The following is a 16,766-nucleotide window of genomic DNA, read 5'->3' on the forward strand; positions in this document are numbered from 1 at the left end:
GCCCATGGCAACAAAGATCGTCGTGATTGAGTTGCCGAATGTGGAGCAGGTGATGGCCTCTTTGCCGACCGCGAATACTGAGATCACGCAGTTCTTCCGCCGATGGCTGGACACCTTCGCGGGTTATGTCCGAGAGGTCGATTACGCCTCGGCGCGGCCGCTCTTCGATCCGGACGTGCTCGCCTTCGGCACCCATAGCGACGTCATCCCCGGCCTCGATCAATGGGTCAAAACCCAATGGGACAATGTCTGGCCGAAGACGACCGACTTCCGTTTCGTCCTCGATCAGACCTCCGTTCTGGCATCACCGGACGGTATGATGGCAACCGTCGTCGCGCCGTGGACGAGCACGGGCTATCATCCCGATGGCAGCACGTTCGCGCGCCCAGGCCGCGCGACGATGGTGTTTTCGAGGAACGGCGATGGCTGGCTGTGCGTGCATTCGCATATGTCGCTCAATCGCGGTGTGCCGCAGGCGAGCCACGCCAATCGGCCGGTAAAGGCCTGGTAGCTCGACCGCGTGCACGATCGACATGCAAAAGGCCCCATTCCGGGGCCTTTTGAGTTCGAGCTGCAGCGAGCCTTATTCCGGCTGGCCGATGCTGACCTTCAGCGTGCCGATGCCGTCGACGCCGCATTCGAGCTTGTCGCCAGGCTGGAGCTGCGACACGCCGGCGGGCGTGCCGGTCATGATGATGTCGCCGGCGGCGAGCTTCACCTGCTGGGAGAGCTGCCAGATGATCTCGGGCACGTTCCAGATCAACTCGGTGAGGTCGCCCTTCTGCGCTTCCTTGCCGTCGACCGTCAGCCAGATCTTGCCCTTGGAGGGATGGCCGATCTTCGAGGCCGGCTGCAGCGCGGAGCAGGGCGCCGAATAGTCGAACGACTTGCCGATCTCCCACGGGCGCTCCTTCTTGCGCGAGGCGATCTGGAGATCGCGCCGGGTGAGGTCGATGCCGACGGCGTAGCCGTAGACGTGGTCCAGAGCCTTGTCGGCGGGAATGTTCAGTCCACCGCTCTTCATCGCGACGACCAGCTCGACCTCGTGATGCAGATCCTTGGTCAGAGGCGGATAGGGAATGGTGGCGCCGTCGGGCACCAGCATGTCGGCATGCTTGGCGAAGAAGAACGGCGGGGCGCGCTCGTCATTGCCCATCTCGCGGATGTGCTCGAGATAGTTGCGGCCGACGCACCAGATGCGGCGTACCGGATAACGGCCGCTCTCGCCGACGACGGGAAGCGAAGCCTGGGGCGGAAGCGGGATGACGTAGGAGGCGGCGTTCATGCGGGTCTCGCTGCTCTTGAGGTGGAACGAACTCTATGCGGTTGCGCTGATCGGCGCCAGAGCGCCGGCGTCGTGATGCTGCAGGCGGAAGAACGAGGCATAGCGGCCGCCGCGACGGAGCAGCTCGTCATGGCGGCCCTGCTCGACGATCTCGCCGCCTTCGACCACCAGGATGCTGTCTGCGTGCATGATGGTGTGCAGGCGGTGCGCGATCACGATGGTGGTGCGGTTCTGGCAGAGATGCTCGATCGCCTCCTGCACCTGCCGCTCGGATTCGGAATCGAGCGCGGCAGTGGCTTCGTCCAGGAGGATGATCGGCGCGTTCTTGAGCAGCGCGCGCGCGACCGCAATGCGCTGGCGCTGTCCGCCCGAGAGCTGGGTGCCGTGCTCGCCGACGGGCGTGTCGTAGCCGAGCGGAAAGCCCGTGATGAAGTCGTGCGCGCAGGCCGCCTTCGCCGCCTCGACGATCTCGTCCTCGCTGGCGTCCGGCTTGCCGAAGGCGATGTTGTTGCGGATGGTGTCGCGGAACAGATAGACGTCCTGGCCGACATAGGCGGTCTGGGCGCGCAGCGATTTGCGCGAGACCGACGAGATCGGCTGGCCGTCGATCACGATGTCGCCCTGCGTCACCTCGTAGAAGCGCAGGAGCAGGCCCAGCACGGTCGACTTGCCGCCGCCGGAGGGGCCGACCAGCGCAGTCACCTTGCCGGGCTCCGCGACGAAGCTCATCCGGTTGAGCACCGTCTCGCCCGAGCGATAGGAGAAACTGACATCGCGCAGCTCGATACGGGCATCTGTCAGCTTCAGCGCCGGCTTGTCATCGTCGGACTGCTCGCTCGCGGGGCTGTCGACGACCTCGAGCAGCATACGGGCGCCGACGAGCTGGCTGTTGAGATCGATGTTGAGCCGGGCCAGCCGCTTGGCCGGCTCGGTCGCCATCAGGAATGCGGTCATGAAGGAGAAGAACGCGCCGGGCGTGGCGTTCAGCGCGACCACGGCATAGCCGCCATACATCAGGCAGCCCGCGACGGCGAAGCCGCCCAGCATCTCCATCAGCGGGTTGGAGCGGTTGGCGACGCGGGCCATCTTGTTGGCGTTGCGCTCGACGACCGCGATGTTCTCGTCGATGCGCCTCTGCATGGTCTCTTCGAGCGTGAACGCCTTGACGGTGCGGATGCCCTGAAGCGATTCCTGCATCGTCTCCATGATGTCGGCGGTGCCGGTGAACTGGTTGAAGGCGAGGCCCTTGATGCGCTTGACCAGCTTGCGCAGCACCAGCATCGCCGGGGGCACTGCGACGAGGCCGATGAACGACATCAGCGGATCCTGCCACACCATCACGCCGATCATGGCGAGCAGCATCAGGAGGTCGCGCCCGACGGCGTTGACCAGCATGTTGAGGACGTCGGTGATCGACTTGGCGCCGGCGGTCAGCCGCGCCAGGAATTCGGAGGAGTGCCGCTCGGAAAAGAAGCCGACGCTCTCGCGCATCAGCTTGGCGAACAGCTGGCGCTGGTTGGTGGCGAGGATGGCGTTGCTGATCTTGGTCAGGATCACCATGTGGCCGTAGGTCGCCACGCCTTTGATGAAGAGCAGAACGACCGTGATCCCCGAAAACATCGCGATGCCCGGGATGTTCTTGTCGACATAGGCCTGGTTGATGACCTGGCCGAGCACGTAGGTCGCGCCTGCGGTCGCACCGGCCGCCAGCGCCATCAGCGCGAAGGCCACGAGGTAGCGCCGCCAGTAGATGATTCCCTGTTCCGTGATCAGGCGGCGAATCAGGACCGCTGCCGCGTAGGGATCGTCGGTGATTTTCTTTGGAAACTGGGCCATCCGGTGTCCATTGACGGCGCAGGACAAAAGCCTGCCCGCGCGTCAGGGATCGATGGGCCTCTGTGCCCGCTCAAGCCGGGTTTTTCAAGCCCAATTAAGGGCTTGCGCTTGGGATGATTCTAGGCGGAGGCGGCGTGGCGGAGCTCGCCGTGGCGCTCGCGGAACAACTTGTCCTCCCAGGCCAGCGCATGGGCTGCGATGGTCTCGAGGTCGTCGTATTGCGGCCGCCAGTCGAGCAGGCTGCGGATGCGGCTGGTGTCGGCGACCATGGTCATGATGTCGCCGGGCCGGCGCGGGGCGTATTGCACGGCGAAGCTGCGGCCCGAAACCCGGCGCACCGCGTCGATGGTCTCCAGCACCGAATAGCCGCGGCCATAGCCGCAATTGAGCGTGGACGAGGCGCCGCCATTGCGCAGATAAGCGAGTGCCGAGCGATGGGCCTGCGACAGGTCGGTGACGTGGATGAAGTCGCGGATGCAGCTGCCGTCCGGGGTCGGATAGTCGGTGCCGAACACGTCAATCTTGGCGCGCTGGCCGGTGGCGGCCTCAACCGCAATCTTGAGCAGGTGCGTGGCGCCGACGGTGGCTAGCCCAATGCGCGCCTGGGGATCGGCGCCGGCGACGTTGAAGTAACGCAAGGTCACGTATTGCATGCCGTAGGCGGCAGCGACGTCGTGCAGCATGATCTCGGTCATCAGCTTCGAGGAGCCGTAAGGCGACAGCGGCCGCGTCGGCGCATGCTCGGGCACCGGCACCTGATCCGGATTGCCGTAGACCGCAGCGGTCGAGGAAAAGATGAAGCGGCCGATGCCGCGCTTGACCGCCACGTTGAGCAGGTTACGCGCAGTGGTGAAGTTGTTGCGGTAATAGCCGAGCGGATCGCGCATCGAATCCGGCACGACGACCGAGCCTGCGAAATGGATGATGCTCTCGATGTCGTGCTGGGCGATCACGCCTTCGAGCAGGTTCTCGTCGCCGGCATCGCCGATGAACAGCGGCACGCCTTCGGGCAGGTAGGCCGAGAAACCGGTGGAGAGATCGTCGATCACGACGACGTCCTCGCCGGCTTCCGCCAGCGCGAGAACCGTATGACTTCCGATATAGCCGGCGCCGCCGGTGACTAGCACAGTCATGATCTCACCCGTCTTCGATCAACGCGCAAGGCTAGCGCTTGCGTGGTGAAGAGGGGGTATCGGAGCGGCTGAACTGGTCACTATGCTTAATGTTGCGTATAGGGACTTTGCGAAATGGAGTGTGACGTGGCGGGTTTCCCCGGCGATCTCGAATTGATCGTGCCAAATCTGCACAGGCGCTATTCCGGGGTCACCGCGACCAACCGGATGGTGGCGCCGCGGCTGGCAAAGCTGTACCGCGCCGCCTGGTTCGGCTCGGACGCGCCGGCGGGGATCGCGCGCCTGAGCATCGGAGATCTCCTCAAGCTCTGGCGCCGCAAGCGGCCTGTGATCTGGCATGCGCGCCGCAACAACGAGATGATCGCGGGCGTTGGCTTGCGCGCGCTCGGCTGGCCGCTCAAGCTCGTGTTCACCTCGGCGGCGCAGCGGCATCACAGCTGGATCACGCGCTGGCTGATCCGGCGCATGGACGCGATCATCGCAACGTCAGATCTCTCGGCCTCGTTCCTGAAGGTGAAGGCGACGGTGATCCCGCACGGCGTCGACACCGACGTCTACGCGCCGCCCGCCGATCGCGCTGCGGCTTTCGCGGAAGCCGCGCTGCCCGGCCGTTACGCCATCGGCTGCTTCGGTCGCGTCCGTGCGCAGAAGGGCACCGATCTGTTCGTCGATGCGATGTGCCGTCTGCTGCCGCGTTATCCGGATTTCACTGCTGTCATCGTCGGGCAGGTCACGGCCGAGCAGACGCCCTTTGCCAACGACCTGAAGAAGCGCATCGAAGCAGCAAACCTGCAATCGCGCGTCGTCATCACCGGCGAGCTGCCGATCGAAGCAGTGCAGCGCTGGTATCAGCGCCTGACCATCTACGCCTTCACCTCGCGCAACGAAGGCTTTGGGCTGACGCTGATCGAGGCGATGGCGGCGGGCAGCGCGCTCGTGGCCGCGCGCGCCGGCGCGGCCGAGCTCGTCGTCGAGGATGGTGTCACCGGAGTGCTCATCCCGACGGGAGATGCCGACGCACTGGCGGCAGCGCTGGAGCCGCTGATGCGCGATGTGGCCGTGGCGACCGCGATGGGCGAGCGCGGGCGGGCGCGGGTGCTCAAGAAGTTCAGCCTCGATGCCGAGGCGGCGCGGATCGGCGCGGTCTATCGGCCGCTGCTCTGAGGCCGTTTTCGCCTGTCGCAAACAAAACCGCGAAAACAACCCCATGCACAGTAGCCGGGGTCAGCAAAATCAAGGAGTTGGCGGAGAGTTCGAGACATTGCGGATTTTTCGAACGAATTTTGACTCGTCGGGCAAAACAGTGGCAGGATGTCATCATCGGCGCGAGCCACGATCGCCTCAGTTCGTCACCCGCTTCCCGCTTCCCCCAGCACCCTCTCCGCAATCCCCACCACCTCGCTTGCCGCAATATTCCGCATGCAGCGGTGGTCGTTCACCTTGCAGACCGTGCTCTGGCAGGGCTGGCAGGACAGCTTTTCCTTGTCCTGCACCAGTGTCGCGGCGAGGCCGTTCAGCGGGGCCCAGAGATAGGGGCTGGTGGGACCGAAGATGCCCATGGTCGGCGTGCCCAGGGCGGCTGCGATGTGCATCAGGCCGGAATCGTTGGAGATGGCAACGCCGGCGGCGGCCATGGCGAGGATGCCATTGCGCAAGTCCGAGCCGGTGAGATCGCGGACGCCCGGGCCGCCGGCGGCGACGATCTCCTGGGCGAGCTCCTTTTCGGCGGGACCGCCGACCACCCAGACCTCGAGGCCGCGCTCGACCAGCAGGCGAGCGGCTTCGGGATAAGAGGTCCAGCGCTTGGAGACGCCGACCGAGCCCGGGGCGAGCGCCACCGCAGCGCCGGCGCCGAGACCATTGGCCTCGCGCCAGCGGGCGATCTGTTCGGCCGGGACGCGCAGTTGCGGCACCGGCCATTCCGCCGGCAAGGGCGCGCCGTCTGGCTGGGCTAGGGCGGCGTTCTTGTCGATGAAGCGGGGCAGCTTCTTCTCACCCCAGCGCCAGCGGTTGAGCAGGCCGAACCGGAGCTCGCCGACGAAGCCGATCCGTTCAGGAATACCGGCGAGTGCCGGCGCGATGGCCGCCTTCCAGGTCCGGGGCAGCACCAGGGCAGTGCCGTAGTTCCGCTTCCGCAGCAGCCCCGCCAGACCGAACTGGCGTGCGACGGCGAGCCGGCTGCGCGGCATGTCCCACACGATGCCGGCGCGGACCCCGGGCATGTAATCGACCAGCGGGGCGCACAGGGAGGTGGTGAGGAGATCGACCGGCCGGTTCGGCCAGCGCTCCTTAAGGACCCGCACGACGGTGTGATTCCGCACGAAATCGCCGATCCACATGTAGGGGACGATCAGGATCGGGCGTGTGTCGCTCCGATCTGCATCACTGCCAAGTTGCGAATCAATATTCATTCGTTATGAGGGCCGAACACGTGCCGATATGGCGGCTCGGTTAGCCGCTCCGGGCCGGCAGGTAAAGGCGGCAGAAGAGCAATCCCAAAACAGCTTACACTTTGGCGGATCATGCGCTAGGGCAGGATCGGGCACCTAAAATCGGGCAGGTAGGTGGAATGTTGCTGGTGACCGGCGGGGCCGGTTTTATCGGATCGAACGTCGTCGCCGCGCTGAACGAGGCCGGTCGCAGCGACGTCGTGATCTGTGATCTCCTCGGAGCCGAAGGCAAGTGGCGCAATCTCGCCAAGCGGCAGCTTGTGGATATCGTTCCCCCGACCGAGCTGATTGACTGGCTGAATTGCCGCAAGCTGGAGGCCATGATCCATCTCGGGGCGATTTCCGCGACCACGGCGACCGACGGTGATCTCGTCGTCGAGACCAATTTCCGCCTGTCGATGCGCCTGCTGGACTGGTGCACGATGAATGCCGTGCCGTTCATCTACGCGTCCTCGGCGGCGACCTATGGCGACGGCACGGAAGGCTTCGACGACGATTCCTCGCTGCCGGCGCTGAAGAAGTTGCGGCCGATGAATCTCTACGGCTGGAGCAAGCACCTGTTCGATCTCGCTGTCGCCGAACGTGTGGCGCGCGGCGATCGGCTCCCGCCGCAATGGGCCGGCCTGAAATTCTTCAACGTGTTCGGCCCCAACGAATATCACAAGGGCTCGATGATGAGCGTGCTCGCGCGGCGCTTTGACGACGTGAGGGCAGGCCGCGTCGTGCAGCTGTTCAAGTCGCATCGCGAGGGCATCGCCGACGGCGACCAGCGCCGTGATTTCATCTATGTCGACGACGTCGTGCGCGTCGTCCTGTGGCTGCTCGCGACGCCGTCGGTGTCCGGCCTGTTCAACGTCGGCACCGGCAAGGCGCGCAGCTTCAAGGACCTGATGCTGGCTGCCTATGCCGCGCTCGGCGCCAAGCCCAACATCGAATATATCGACATGCCCGAGCAGATCCGCGGCGCTTACCAGTATTTCACCCAGAGCGAGGTCGATCGTCTGCTCCGCGCCGGCTATAACGGCGGCTTCACGACGCTCGAGGACGCGGTGAAGGCCTATGTCGGGGATTATCTCGACCGGCCCGACCGCTTTCGCTGAGGCCCTTTCGACCATGCCGACGCCCATTCTCGATTTCGATGCCCTCGCGCAAGCCATCTCAGGCCGTACGGTGCTGTGCATCGGCGACATCATGCTGGACGAGTTCGTCTACGGCGAGGTGTCGCGGATCTCGCCGGAAGCGCCGGCGCCCGTCATCGCCGCCCAGCGCAGCGAGATCCACGTCGGCGGCGCCGGCAACGTCGCGCGCAACGTCGCTTCGCTGGGCGCGCGCTGCATCTTCGTCGGCCTCGTCGGCGAGGACGACGCCGGTGCGCGGCTCGAGGCCGCGCTCAATGATCAAGCCGGCATCGAGAGCGTGCTGGTGCGCGACGCCTCGCGGCCGACCACGCGAAAGGTCCGCTTCGTCTCCGAACATTTTTCCACGCACATGCTGCGCGCGGATTGGGAGCAGGCGCTGGCTGCGTCCGACGAGATCGAAACGAAGTTGATCGACGCGATCCTGCCGCAGATCGCGCGCGCCGATATCGTGCTGCTGTCCGATTATGCCAAGGGCGTGCTGACGGCGCGCGTGATCCGCCACACCATCGATGCCGCGCGCAAGCTAGGCAAGCCCGTCATCGTCGATCCCAAGAGCCTGAACTGGGCGATCTATCGCGGCGCCACGCTGCTCACGCCCAACCGCAAGGAATTTTCGGAAGCGACCCGCAGCCGCGCCGACACGGTGCAGAGCATCGTCGAGGCCAGCGAGGACGTGATGCGGCTCGCCGACTGCGAGGCGATCCTGGTCACCCAGGGCGAGCACGGCATGACCATGGTGCCGCGGAATGGCGGGGCCGTCCACGTGCCGGCCGTCCCGGTGAAGGTGCGCGACGTCTCGGGCGCCGGTGACACCGTCGCCGCTGCGGTTGCGGTGTCGCTCGCGGCCGGCGCGGACTGGGACACGGCACTGCGCATGGCCAACGCCGCCGCCGCCGTCGCGGTCGGCAAGCAGGGCACCGCCAGCGTCAGCGCGGCCGAGCTGCGACGCAAGATCCTGCCGCATGCCACGCTCGCGGCCGAAGAGAAGATCGTGCTCGACCCGGCAGCACTCGACGCGCAGCTCGCCGAATGGAAAAGGCAGGGCCTGCGCGTCGGCTTCACCAACGGCTGTTTCGACATCCTTCATCCCGGCCACGTCAAGGTGCTGACCGCGGCGCGCGCCGCCTGCGACCGCCTGATCGTGGGGCTCAACAGCGACGCCTCGGTGCGGCGGCTGAAAGGTGCCGATCGTCCGGTCCAGGACGAGCGCGCGCGTGCCGAGGTGCTCGCCGCACTGGAGGCCGTCGATCTCGTCGTCATCTTCACTGAGGACACGCCGATCGACCTGATCACCAGGATCAAGCCCGGCGTGCTGGTGAAGGGCGGCGATTACACACGCGAACAGGTCGTCGGCCATGAGGTGGTCGAGGCCGCGGGCGGGGCGGTCGTGCTGGTCGACATTCTCCAGGGCTTCAGCACGACGGCGCTGGTGCATCGCGCCAGGGGAGGGAGCAAGTGACGGCGCTCGCCCGCGAAACGACCAGCGAGATGTTGCATCGCCGTCTGCGCAGCCCCGCTGCCTGGCGCGAGACCGTCGATCTGTTTGCGATCCTGACCGCGGCCTCGCTGCCCTGGTCGACATCGCTTGCGGGGATATTCAACGCGCTGATGCTGATCTGCATGGTGCCGTTCCTCGATCTACGCGATTTCCTGCAGTCCTTGAAGCGTCCGATCTGCATTGCGCCGATCGCGCTGGTCGTTCTCGCGCTGCTGGGGACGCTGTGGTCGGATGCCCCGTGGGGCGCGCGCTTCTATGCGGTTAATCCGACCGTCAAGCTGCTCGTGCTGCCGGTCCTGCTCTATCATTTCGAGCGCTCGCCGCGTGGCCACTGGATATTCATCGCCTTCCTGGTGTCCTGCGCCTTGCTGTCGGTGATGTCCTGGCTGGTCGCCTTCTACCCGAACCTCGCGCTCAAGACCGATCCGCCCGAGCGCGGCATCTTCGTCAAGAACTACATTGACCAGAGCCAGGAATTCGCGCTTTGCGCGGTGGCGCTCGCCTATCCGATCGTGATGCTGTTGCGCGAGAAGCGATACTGGTTCGCCGCGTTGCTGACGGCGCTGGCGCTTAGCTTCTTCATCAATATGACCTTCGTGGTGGTGTCGCGCACCGCGCTCGTCACCATTCCGATCATGTTCGGCGTGTTTGCACTGCTTCACCTCAAATGGCGCAGCATCGCGATCATCTCCGGCGCGCTGCTCGTCGGCGCCGTTCTCGCCTGGCAGGCCTCGCCGCAATTGCGCCACACCGCCGAGAGGTTTACCACCGATTACACCGGCTATGTGGAACGGGGCGAGGCAACCTCCATGGGCATGCGGCTCGAGTTCTGGCGGAAGTCGCTCGGCTTCTTCGCGGAGGCGCCGATCCTGGGGCACGGCACCGGTTCGACCCGCGGGTTGTTCGAACGCGTCGCGACGCCCGCCGGTCAGGGGCGGGCGTCAGCCGAGGTGATCGGCAACCCGCACAACCAGACGCTGAACGTTGCGGTGCAATGGGGCGCGATCGGCGTCGCCATTCTCTACGCGATTTGGATATTGCATCTGCGGTTGTTTCGCGGCGACGGGCTTGCCAATTGGATCGGACTCCTAGTCGTGGTGCAGAACGTCTTCACCTCGCTGTTCAACTCGCATTTGTTCGACTTCCACGAGGGCTGGATGTACGTCATTGGCGTCGGCGTCGCCGGCGGAATGGTGATCCGGGAACAACAGCTCGGGGCGAAGATGAGGGAAGCCGGTTCCTGAGGGGCCACGCGGCTGGCAAGTCTTGTCGAGATGGGCTATCAGCGCGGTCAAGTTGCATTTAACTGGGTTTTCATCGGTCGGCGGATGACGCGACTTTCGCATCTCACCTCGCGCAATTTCCTGATCGCGCTCCACGACCTGCTGGCAACCACGGCGGCGCTTTTTGCCGCCTTCTATCTGCGATTCGAGGGTGGCGACGATTTCTACGCTCGATTGCCGCTGCTGTTCCAGATCCTGCCCTACTTCCTCGCCTTCAGCGTGGTCGTGTTCTTCCTCTGCAATCTGACCACGACGAAATGGCGTTTCATCTCGCTGCCTGACGCGCTGAACATCATTCGCGCGGCGACCGTGCTCACGGTTGCGCTGCTCGTGCTCGACTACATCCTCGTTGCCCCCAACGTTCGCGGCGCCTTCTTTCTCGGCAAGGTGACGATCGTCCTCTACTGGTTTCTCGAGATCTTCTTCCTCAGCGCGCTGCGCATGGCGTACCGCTACTTCCGCTATACGCGGGTGCGGCGTCACGCGAGGGGCGGGGAGGCCGCGCCGACGCTGCTGATCGGCCGCGCCGCGGATGCCGAAGTGCTGCTGCGCGGCATTGAGAGCGGAGCGATCAAGCGCATCTGGCCGATCGGCGTCTTGTCACCATCGCCTGCCGATCGGGGCCAGCTCATTCGCAACGTGCCGGTGCTGGGCGGCATCGACGACGTCGAGGATGTGATCTCGGATTTCGCCAAGCGCGACAAGCCCATCGCGCGCCTCATCATGACACCATCGGCTTTCGAGCCGGAGTCGCATCCGGAATCGATCCTGATGCGGGCGCGCAAACTGGGTGTGATCGTGAGCCGGATGCCCTCGCTGGAGAGCGGCGATACGCCAAGGCTCACGGCGGTTGCGGTCGAGGACCTCCTGCTGCGTCCGAGCGAGAAGATCGACTATGCGCGCCTGGAGGCCTTGATCAGGAGCAAGGCCGTGATCATCACCGGCGGCGGCGGCTCGATCGGATCCGAGATCTGCGAGCGTGTCGTCGCCTTCGGCGCGGCACGTCTCTTGATCGTGGAAAATTCCGAGCCGGCTCTCTACGCGGTCACCGAGGCGCTGGCCGCGCGTGGTGCCACCGCACAGATCGAAGGCCGGATTGCCGACATTCGCGACCGCGAGCGCGTCATGCGCCTGATGGCCGAGTTCAAGCCCGACATCGTCTTCCATGCCGCGGCGCTCAAGCACGTGCCGATCCTCGAGCGCGATTGGAGTGAGGGCGTCAAAACCAACATCTTCGGTTCCATCAACGTCGCGGACGCCGCCGTTGCCGCCGGCGCCGAGGCGATGGTGATGATCTCTACCGACAAGGCAATCGAGCCGGTGTCGATGCTCGGCCTCACCAAGCGCTTTGCCGAAATGTACTGCCAGGCGCTCGATCGCGACCTCGCAGCCGGAGCGAGCGGCAGCAAGCCGCCGATGCGGCTGATCTCGGTCCGGTTTGGCAACGTGCTGGCCTCGAACGGGTCGGTGGTGCCGAAGTTCAAGGCCCAGATCGAGGCCGGCGGGCCGGTGACGGTAACTCATCCCGACATGGTCCGTTACTTCATGACCATCCGCGAGGCCTGCGATCTCGTCATCACCGCGGCGACGCATGCGCTTGGGACGCAGCGTCCCGACGTCTCGGTCTACGTGCTCAACATGGGCCAGCCGGTGAAGATCGTCGATCTCGCCGAGCGCATGATCCGCCTGTCCGGGCTGCAGCCGGGCTACGACATCGAAATCGTGTTCACCGGCATGCGGCCGGGCGAGCGCCTGCACGAGATCCTGTTTGCCTCGGAGGAGCCGACCCGCGAGATCGGCGTGCCCGGCATCATGGCCGCGCAGCCGAACGAGCCTCCGATGCAGACGCTGCGCAAATGGAATGCGGCGCTTGAGCAGGCGATCGCGCGCGACGATCGCGCCACCATCAGGACCATCCTGAAGGATGCCGTGCCGGAATTTGGATCCACGGCGGCCTGACCATTGTTGCGCAATCCAGCGCTCGGGGAGCGACGATGAGCGAACGCAAACCGGTCGTGCTGGTGACGGGAGCGAGCGGCTTCATCGGCCGTCACCTCGGGCAGGCGCTGGTGCGCAAGGGATGGTCGGTCCGCCCCGTCGTCCGCAAGCGGCAGGGCATCGACGGCGAGGTCGTGGTCGAATCGATCGGCCCCGACACCGACTGGCGGGCCGCGCTCGAGGGGGTGGAGGCGGTCGTCCACCTTGCCGCGCGCGTGCATCACAGGCGCGAGGAGCATGCAGCCCAGCTCTACCAGGACGTCAACACCGCCGGCACGGTGCACCTGGCGCGCGCTGCGGCGAAGGCGGGCGTGCGCCATTTCATCTTCATCAGCACCGTGCTGGTGCATGGCCGCAGCAACGAGGGCAGGGCCCCGTTCAACGAGAACGACGTCCCGACGCCGCGCGGCCTCTACGGGACGTCCAAGGCGGCGGCCGAGGCAGGCCTGAGGACGCTCGCGGGCGAGAGCGACATGAAGATCTCCGTGATCAGGCCGCCCATGGTCTATGGCGCGAGCGCCAAGGGAAGTTTCGCTCTGTTGACGCGCGCGATGAACCTTGGGGTGCCGTTGCCGTTCGCCGCGATCCGCAATCGCCGCGCCTTCCTTGCCGTGCAGAACCTGTCGTCCTTCATCCTGCACCGGCTCGCTCATCCAGATGCGGCCGGCCATTTCGAGATATTCCTGCTCGCCGACAGCGAGCAGTTCTCGACGCCCGAATTCATCGCGCGTCTGGCGAAGGCGTCCGGCAAGAGCCCACGACTATTCGGCTTGCCGCCGGGCTTGCTCAGCGCGCTTTTCCGAATGATCGGCCGGCAGGACATGCATGACAGCCTGATCGGCTCGCTCGAGCTCGACGTCTCCAAGGCGCTCGCGACCGGCTGGCGGCCGGAGGTTTCGCTCGACGAGGGGCTGCGGCTCGCCGTGTCGGCTCAGGACGCCTGAGGCCGGGAGAAGCGGCGCAGCAGGAGGGCGACCGCGATGGCGCCGGCGATCAGCGCGGGCAGCGTGACGGCCACCGTCGCGGCGCGAACGGCGAGGATCGCCAGCCCTGCGAGCACGAGGTTAAGCAGGAAGACTTCGCCGCTCACCCGGGACACCGAGAAACCGTTGTCGGTCGCGCGCTGATAGAAATGCGAACGGTGCGCCGACCAGAACGGCTCGCGGCGCGCGATGCGCCGAAACAGCGTGATGGTGGCATCGGCGAGGTAGTAGGCCGGCAGCAGCAGCGCCGCAGCCGCTTGTCCGTGCAAGGCGAGCTCGAGCAGGCACCAGCCGAGCAGGAGGCCGATCGGCAGGCTGCCGACATCGCCCAGGAAGACTTTTGCGACAGGACGGTTGAACGGCGCGAAGCCGAGCATGGCGCCGCACAGCGCGGTGGCGATCAGCACGGCCGGCCATGGGAGATCCCCGAGCATTCCCAGCAGCAGCAGCGCAGCGGTGACCGGAACGACTTCCGCCACCGTCATCAGGTCGAGCCCGTCCATGAAGTTGACGAGGTTCACGAACCAGACGCCGGCAAGGACGATGAGGCCGCGCTCCAGCGCGAGCGGCAGCGCCGGCACGATGCGCGCGGTGTCGGGGGCGGTGAACACCACGGCGCCGACGCAGGCGGCCTGCAGCACCAGGCGCACCAGCACGGGCAGCGATACGATGTCGTCGACGAAGCCGACCAGCGCGATCACGATTGTCGCAGCGACCAGCGCCGGCGGGATCGCGACATTGGCGGAGACCCCCCACAGCGAGGCAACGATCAGCGTCGCGGCGATCACCGCGATGCCGGCGCCCTGCGGGGTCGGCACGCGATGGGAGGACCGCGCATTCGGCCGCGCCAGCGCGTAGCGCTGCAGCAGGGGGCGGCTGGTCCAGGTCACGAGCGCCGAGATCAGCACGGCCGCCGCAACGGCAAGCAGCAGGGCCGCGCCGGCGAGCGCATCGGCAGCCGAATTCACTCCGGCACTCCGATCGCGGCCGACCCTTGCGCGGCTTTCTCGGCGCTGAGGATCCAGACCAGGCCGCCGACTGCCCCGACCAGGAAGAACACGGCGCCGAACAGCAGCGAGACGTTGACGCCCTCGTTGGCGGAAAGTCCCGCGAAGCCGAACGCAAGGCTCATCGTGGCCTCACGCACGCCCCAGCCGGCGATCGAGATCGGCATCATCGTGATCAGCATCACCGGCGGCACGAGCAGAAAGACGTCGCTGAAGCGAACCGGGGCCCCAATCGACTGCACGACGCACCAGGCGATGACGACGGCGAGCACGTGAACGAGGACCGACAGGATCGCGACGACGGGGCCGCGGGTGCCGCTGAAGATCACGCGATTGGCGATGACGGCGCAGGCGTGGATGTGATGCGTTGCCCACCAGGTCTTCAGCCAGCGCCATTTCAGCGCGCCGAAGATCAGGAAGCCGAGGCCGCCGGCGAGCGCCAGGAGGTCGATGAGCAGCAGCGCCGAGCGACCGTGCGGATCGGTGATGAGGGTGTAGCTCCAGGGCAGGCTGGCGACGATCAAGATCGCGAGCGCGACCAGGCCAATGGCGCGGTCGACAAAGATCGAGTAGGTCGCCGTGCGCCAGCCGGCGCCGGCGCGGGCGACGAGCCACAGGCGCACCGCATCGCCGCCGATCGCCGACGGCAGCGTCTGGTTGAAGAACGAGCCGATCACGTTGTATCGCATGGCGCGGCCGAGCTCGAGCGGCGCGCCGCAGGCGGCGCTGATCTCGCGCCAGCGCAGCACGCCGACGAAGATCTGCAGGAACGTGACCGCGATCGCGACACCGAGCCAGAACAGGCTGGTCAGGGTGAATCGGGAAAACAGCTCGGATAGGTCGACCTTGCGCAGCGCCAGATAGAGCAGCGCCGCGGAAATCAGGATCTTGGCCGTCGACAACAGGATTCGGCGCATCTCGTCCGCATGAACAGGGTTTGCTAAGATTTGGAGGCAACCCGACGCGAGGCGCCGAATTCGGCCGCTTTGGTATGGTTTTGGCGCCGATCTTGCAATAGCCGTCGTTAAGGAGGCGTCGTTAAGGAGGCGTCGTTAAGGACGCCATGAGGAGATCGCGTGAAGGAGCGGGGAGCCTATTGCGACCCCGTCGAGGTGGCGGCTAGACAGGATCGGGCGAGGGATCACCCAGGGAACAGGATGACGGATCGGGCGATTTTGGTCACGGGTGCGGCCGGCTTCATCGGCTTCCACGTCGCCCGGCAGCTCCTGGGCGAAGGTCGCGCCGTCGTCGGGCTCGACAATCTCAACAGCTATTACGATCCGGCGCTGAAGAAAGCGCGCCTTGCTCTGCTCCGGGACCAGCCGCGCTTCTCGTTCATCGAGGCCGATCTCGCCGACCGCGAGACCATGGCGACGCTGTTCGCGCAACATCGTTTTGCCAAAGTCGTGCATCTGGCCGCGCAGGCCGGCGTGCGCTACTCGATCGAGCAGCCGCAGACCTACGCCGATTCCAATCTCGTCGGCTTTCTCAACGTGCTGGAGGGCTGCCGCAACAATGGCTGCGGTCATCTGGTCTACGCCTCGTCATCCTCCGTTTACGGCGCCAACACAAAACTGCCATTTGCGGTTGCGGACCGCACCGACCATCCGGTCAGCTTCTACGCCGCGACCAAGAAGGCGAACGAGGTGATGGCGCAGTCCTACAGCCATCTTTATCGCCTGCCGGTCACGGGGCTGCGGTTCTTCACCATCTACGGGCCATGGGGCCGCCCCGACATGGCCATGTTTCTGTTCGCGAGCGCCATCATGGCCGGCAAGCCGATCCGGCTCTTCAACCATGGCAAAATGCGCCGCGATTTCACCTATATCGACGATGTGACGCGCGTCGTGTCCAAGCTAATCGATCTCGTGCCTGCGGACGATCCGGCTGCCGCAAATGCGCCGTCAAAGCTCTACAATGTCGGCAATCATCATCCGGAGGAACTGATGCACGTCGTCGGTCTTCTGGAGCGGGAGCTGGGCCGGACGGCGATCAAAGAATTGCTGCCGATGCAGCCGGGAGATGTGCTGGAAACGTTCGCGGATGTCGAGGATCTCTCGCGCGACACCGGCTTTGCACCGTCAACGCCGATCGAGCATGGGGTTCATAACTTCGTCACCTGGTATCGGGACCATTTCAAGGTTTGAGATCACG

The 16,766-nt window shown here is 65.5% G+C and carries 14 protein-coding genes; 8 read left to right on the forward strand and 6 right to left on the reverse strand.

The features are described from left to right. The first annotated feature begins 52 nt into the window (after positions 1 to 52). A complete protein-coding gene (locus I6F37_RS20570) occupies positions 53 to 511 on the forward strand; it encodes a nuclear transport factor 2 family protein (protein ID WP_036015790.1) in 459 nt (152 codons plus the stop codon). Positions 512 to 583: 72 nt separating this feature from the next. Here I6F37_RS20570 and I6F37_RS20575 read toward each other — a convergent pair whose 3' ends face one another. From I6F37_RS20575 to galE, 3 genes are all read right to left on the reverse strand, one after another. Beyond that, on the reverse strand, positions 584 to 1,285 hold the full coding sequence (locus I6F37_RS20575) for a fumarylacetoacetate hydrolase family protein (RefSeq protein ID WP_036015775.1): 702 nt from the start codon (positions 1,283 to 1,285) through the stop codon (positions 584 to 586). 33 nt (positions 1,286 to 1,318) lie between these two features. Then, a complete protein-coding gene (locus I6F37_RS20580; protein WP_036015777.1) occupies positions 1,319 to 3,121 on the reverse strand; it encodes an ABC transporter ATP-binding protein in 1,803 nt (600 codons plus the stop codon). A 119-nt stretch (positions 3,122 to 3,240) separates the two neighbouring features. Continuing rightward, a complete protein-coding gene (gene galE / locus I6F37_RS20585) occupies positions 3,241 to 4,254 on the reverse strand; it encodes a UDP-glucose 4-epimerase GalE (RefSeq protein WP_036015779.1) in 1,014 nt (337 codons plus the stop codon). Positions 4,255 to 4,380: 126 nt separating this feature from the next. Between galE and I6F37_RS20590 the strand changes: the two genes are divergently transcribed. Beyond that, positions 4,381 to 5,418 (forward strand): glycosyltransferase family 4 protein, encoded by a 1,038-nt coding sequence (locus I6F37_RS20590; protein WP_081494651.1) that lies wholly within the window; start codon positions 4,381 to 4,383, stop codon positions 5,416 to 5,418. Between the two features lie 185 nt (positions 5,419 to 5,603). On the opposite strand, the gene waaF is transcribed toward I6F37_RS20590, so the two are convergent. Further along, positions 5,604 to 6,665, reverse strand: a complete 1,062-nt coding sequence (waaF, locus tag I6F37_RS20595; RefSeq protein ID WP_036015783.1) for a lipopolysaccharide heptosyltransferase II — start codon at positions 6,663 to 6,665, stop codon at positions 5,604 to 5,606. Between the two features lie 158 nt (positions 6,666 to 6,823). On the opposite strand from waaF, the gene rfaD reads away from it, so the two are divergent. The 5 genes from rfaD to I6F37_RS20620 all read left to right on the forward strand — a co-directional run bounded on the left by rfaD (position 6,824) and on the right by I6F37_RS20620 (position 13,566). Next, the gene (rfaD, locus tag I6F37_RS20600; RefSeq protein ID WP_036015784.1) at positions 6,824 to 7,804 is read left to right on the forward strand and encodes an ADP-glyceromanno-heptose 6-epimerase; all 981 of its coding nucleotides are present in this window, start codon (positions 6,824 to 6,826) and stop codon (positions 7,802 to 7,804) included. 13 nt (positions 7,805 to 7,817) lie between these two features. Further along, positions 7,818 to 9,302 carry a D-glycero-beta-D-manno-heptose-7-phosphate kinase gene (rfaE1, locus tag I6F37_RS20605; protein ID WP_036015791.1) on the forward strand — a complete coding sequence of 495 codons (1,485 nt, stop codon included), beginning with the start codon at positions 7,818 to 7,820 and terminating at the stop codon, positions 9,300 to 9,302. Next, entirely contained in the window at positions 9,299 to 10,585 is a 1,287-nt protein-coding gene (locus I6F37_RS20610; protein WP_036015786.1) for an O-antigen ligase, read from the forward strand. Before rfaE1 ends, I6F37_RS20610 begins: the two co-directional genes overlap by 4 nt. Before the next feature lie 84 nt (positions 10,586 to 10,669). Continuing rightward, positions 10,670 to 12,583 (forward strand): SDR family NAD(P)-dependent oxidoreductase, encoded by a 1,914-nt coding sequence (locus I6F37_RS20615; protein ID WP_225152465.1) that lies wholly within the window; start codon positions 10,670 to 10,672, stop codon positions 12,581 to 12,583. A 35-nt stretch (positions 12,584 to 12,618) separates the two neighbouring features. After that, positions 12,619 to 13,566 (forward strand): NAD-dependent epimerase/dehydratase family protein, encoded by a 948-nt coding sequence (locus I6F37_RS20620; RefSeq protein ID WP_036015795.1) that lies wholly within the window; start codon positions 12,619 to 12,621, stop codon positions 13,564 to 13,566. Here the strand turns inward: I6F37_RS20620 and I6F37_RS20625 are convergent. Then, a complete protein-coding gene (locus tag I6F37_RS20625; RefSeq protein ID WP_036015796.1) occupies positions 13,554 to 14,573 on the reverse strand; it encodes a glycosyltransferase family 4 protein in 1,020 nt (339 codons plus the stop codon). The genes I6F37_RS20620 and I6F37_RS20625 overlap by 13 nt on opposite strands. Then, entirely contained in the window at positions 14,570 to 15,529 is a 960-nt protein-coding gene (locus tag I6F37_RS20630; protein WP_036015797.1) for a lysylphosphatidylglycerol synthase transmembrane domain-containing protein, read from the reverse strand. The genes I6F37_RS20625 and I6F37_RS20630 overlap by 4 nt, the downstream gene beginning before the upstream one ends. Before the next feature lie 240 nt (positions 15,530 to 15,769). Here I6F37_RS20630 and I6F37_RS20635 point away from each other — a divergent pair, with 240 nt between their 5' ends. Next, positions 15,770 to 16,759: an SDR family NAD(P)-dependent oxidoreductase gene (locus tag I6F37_RS20635; protein ID WP_036015799.1), complete on the forward strand. Its 990-nt coding sequence runs from the start codon at positions 15,770 to 15,772 to the stop codon at positions 16,757 to 16,759. The last annotated feature ends 7 nt before the right edge of the window (positions 16,760 to 16,766 follow it).

It is taken from the genome of Bradyrhizobium sp. NBAIM08 (genome assembly GCF_020193935.1).
Lineage (GTDB): Bacteria > Pseudomonadota > Alphaproteobacteria > Rhizobiales > Xanthobacteraceae > Bradyrhizobium > Bradyrhizobium yuanmingense.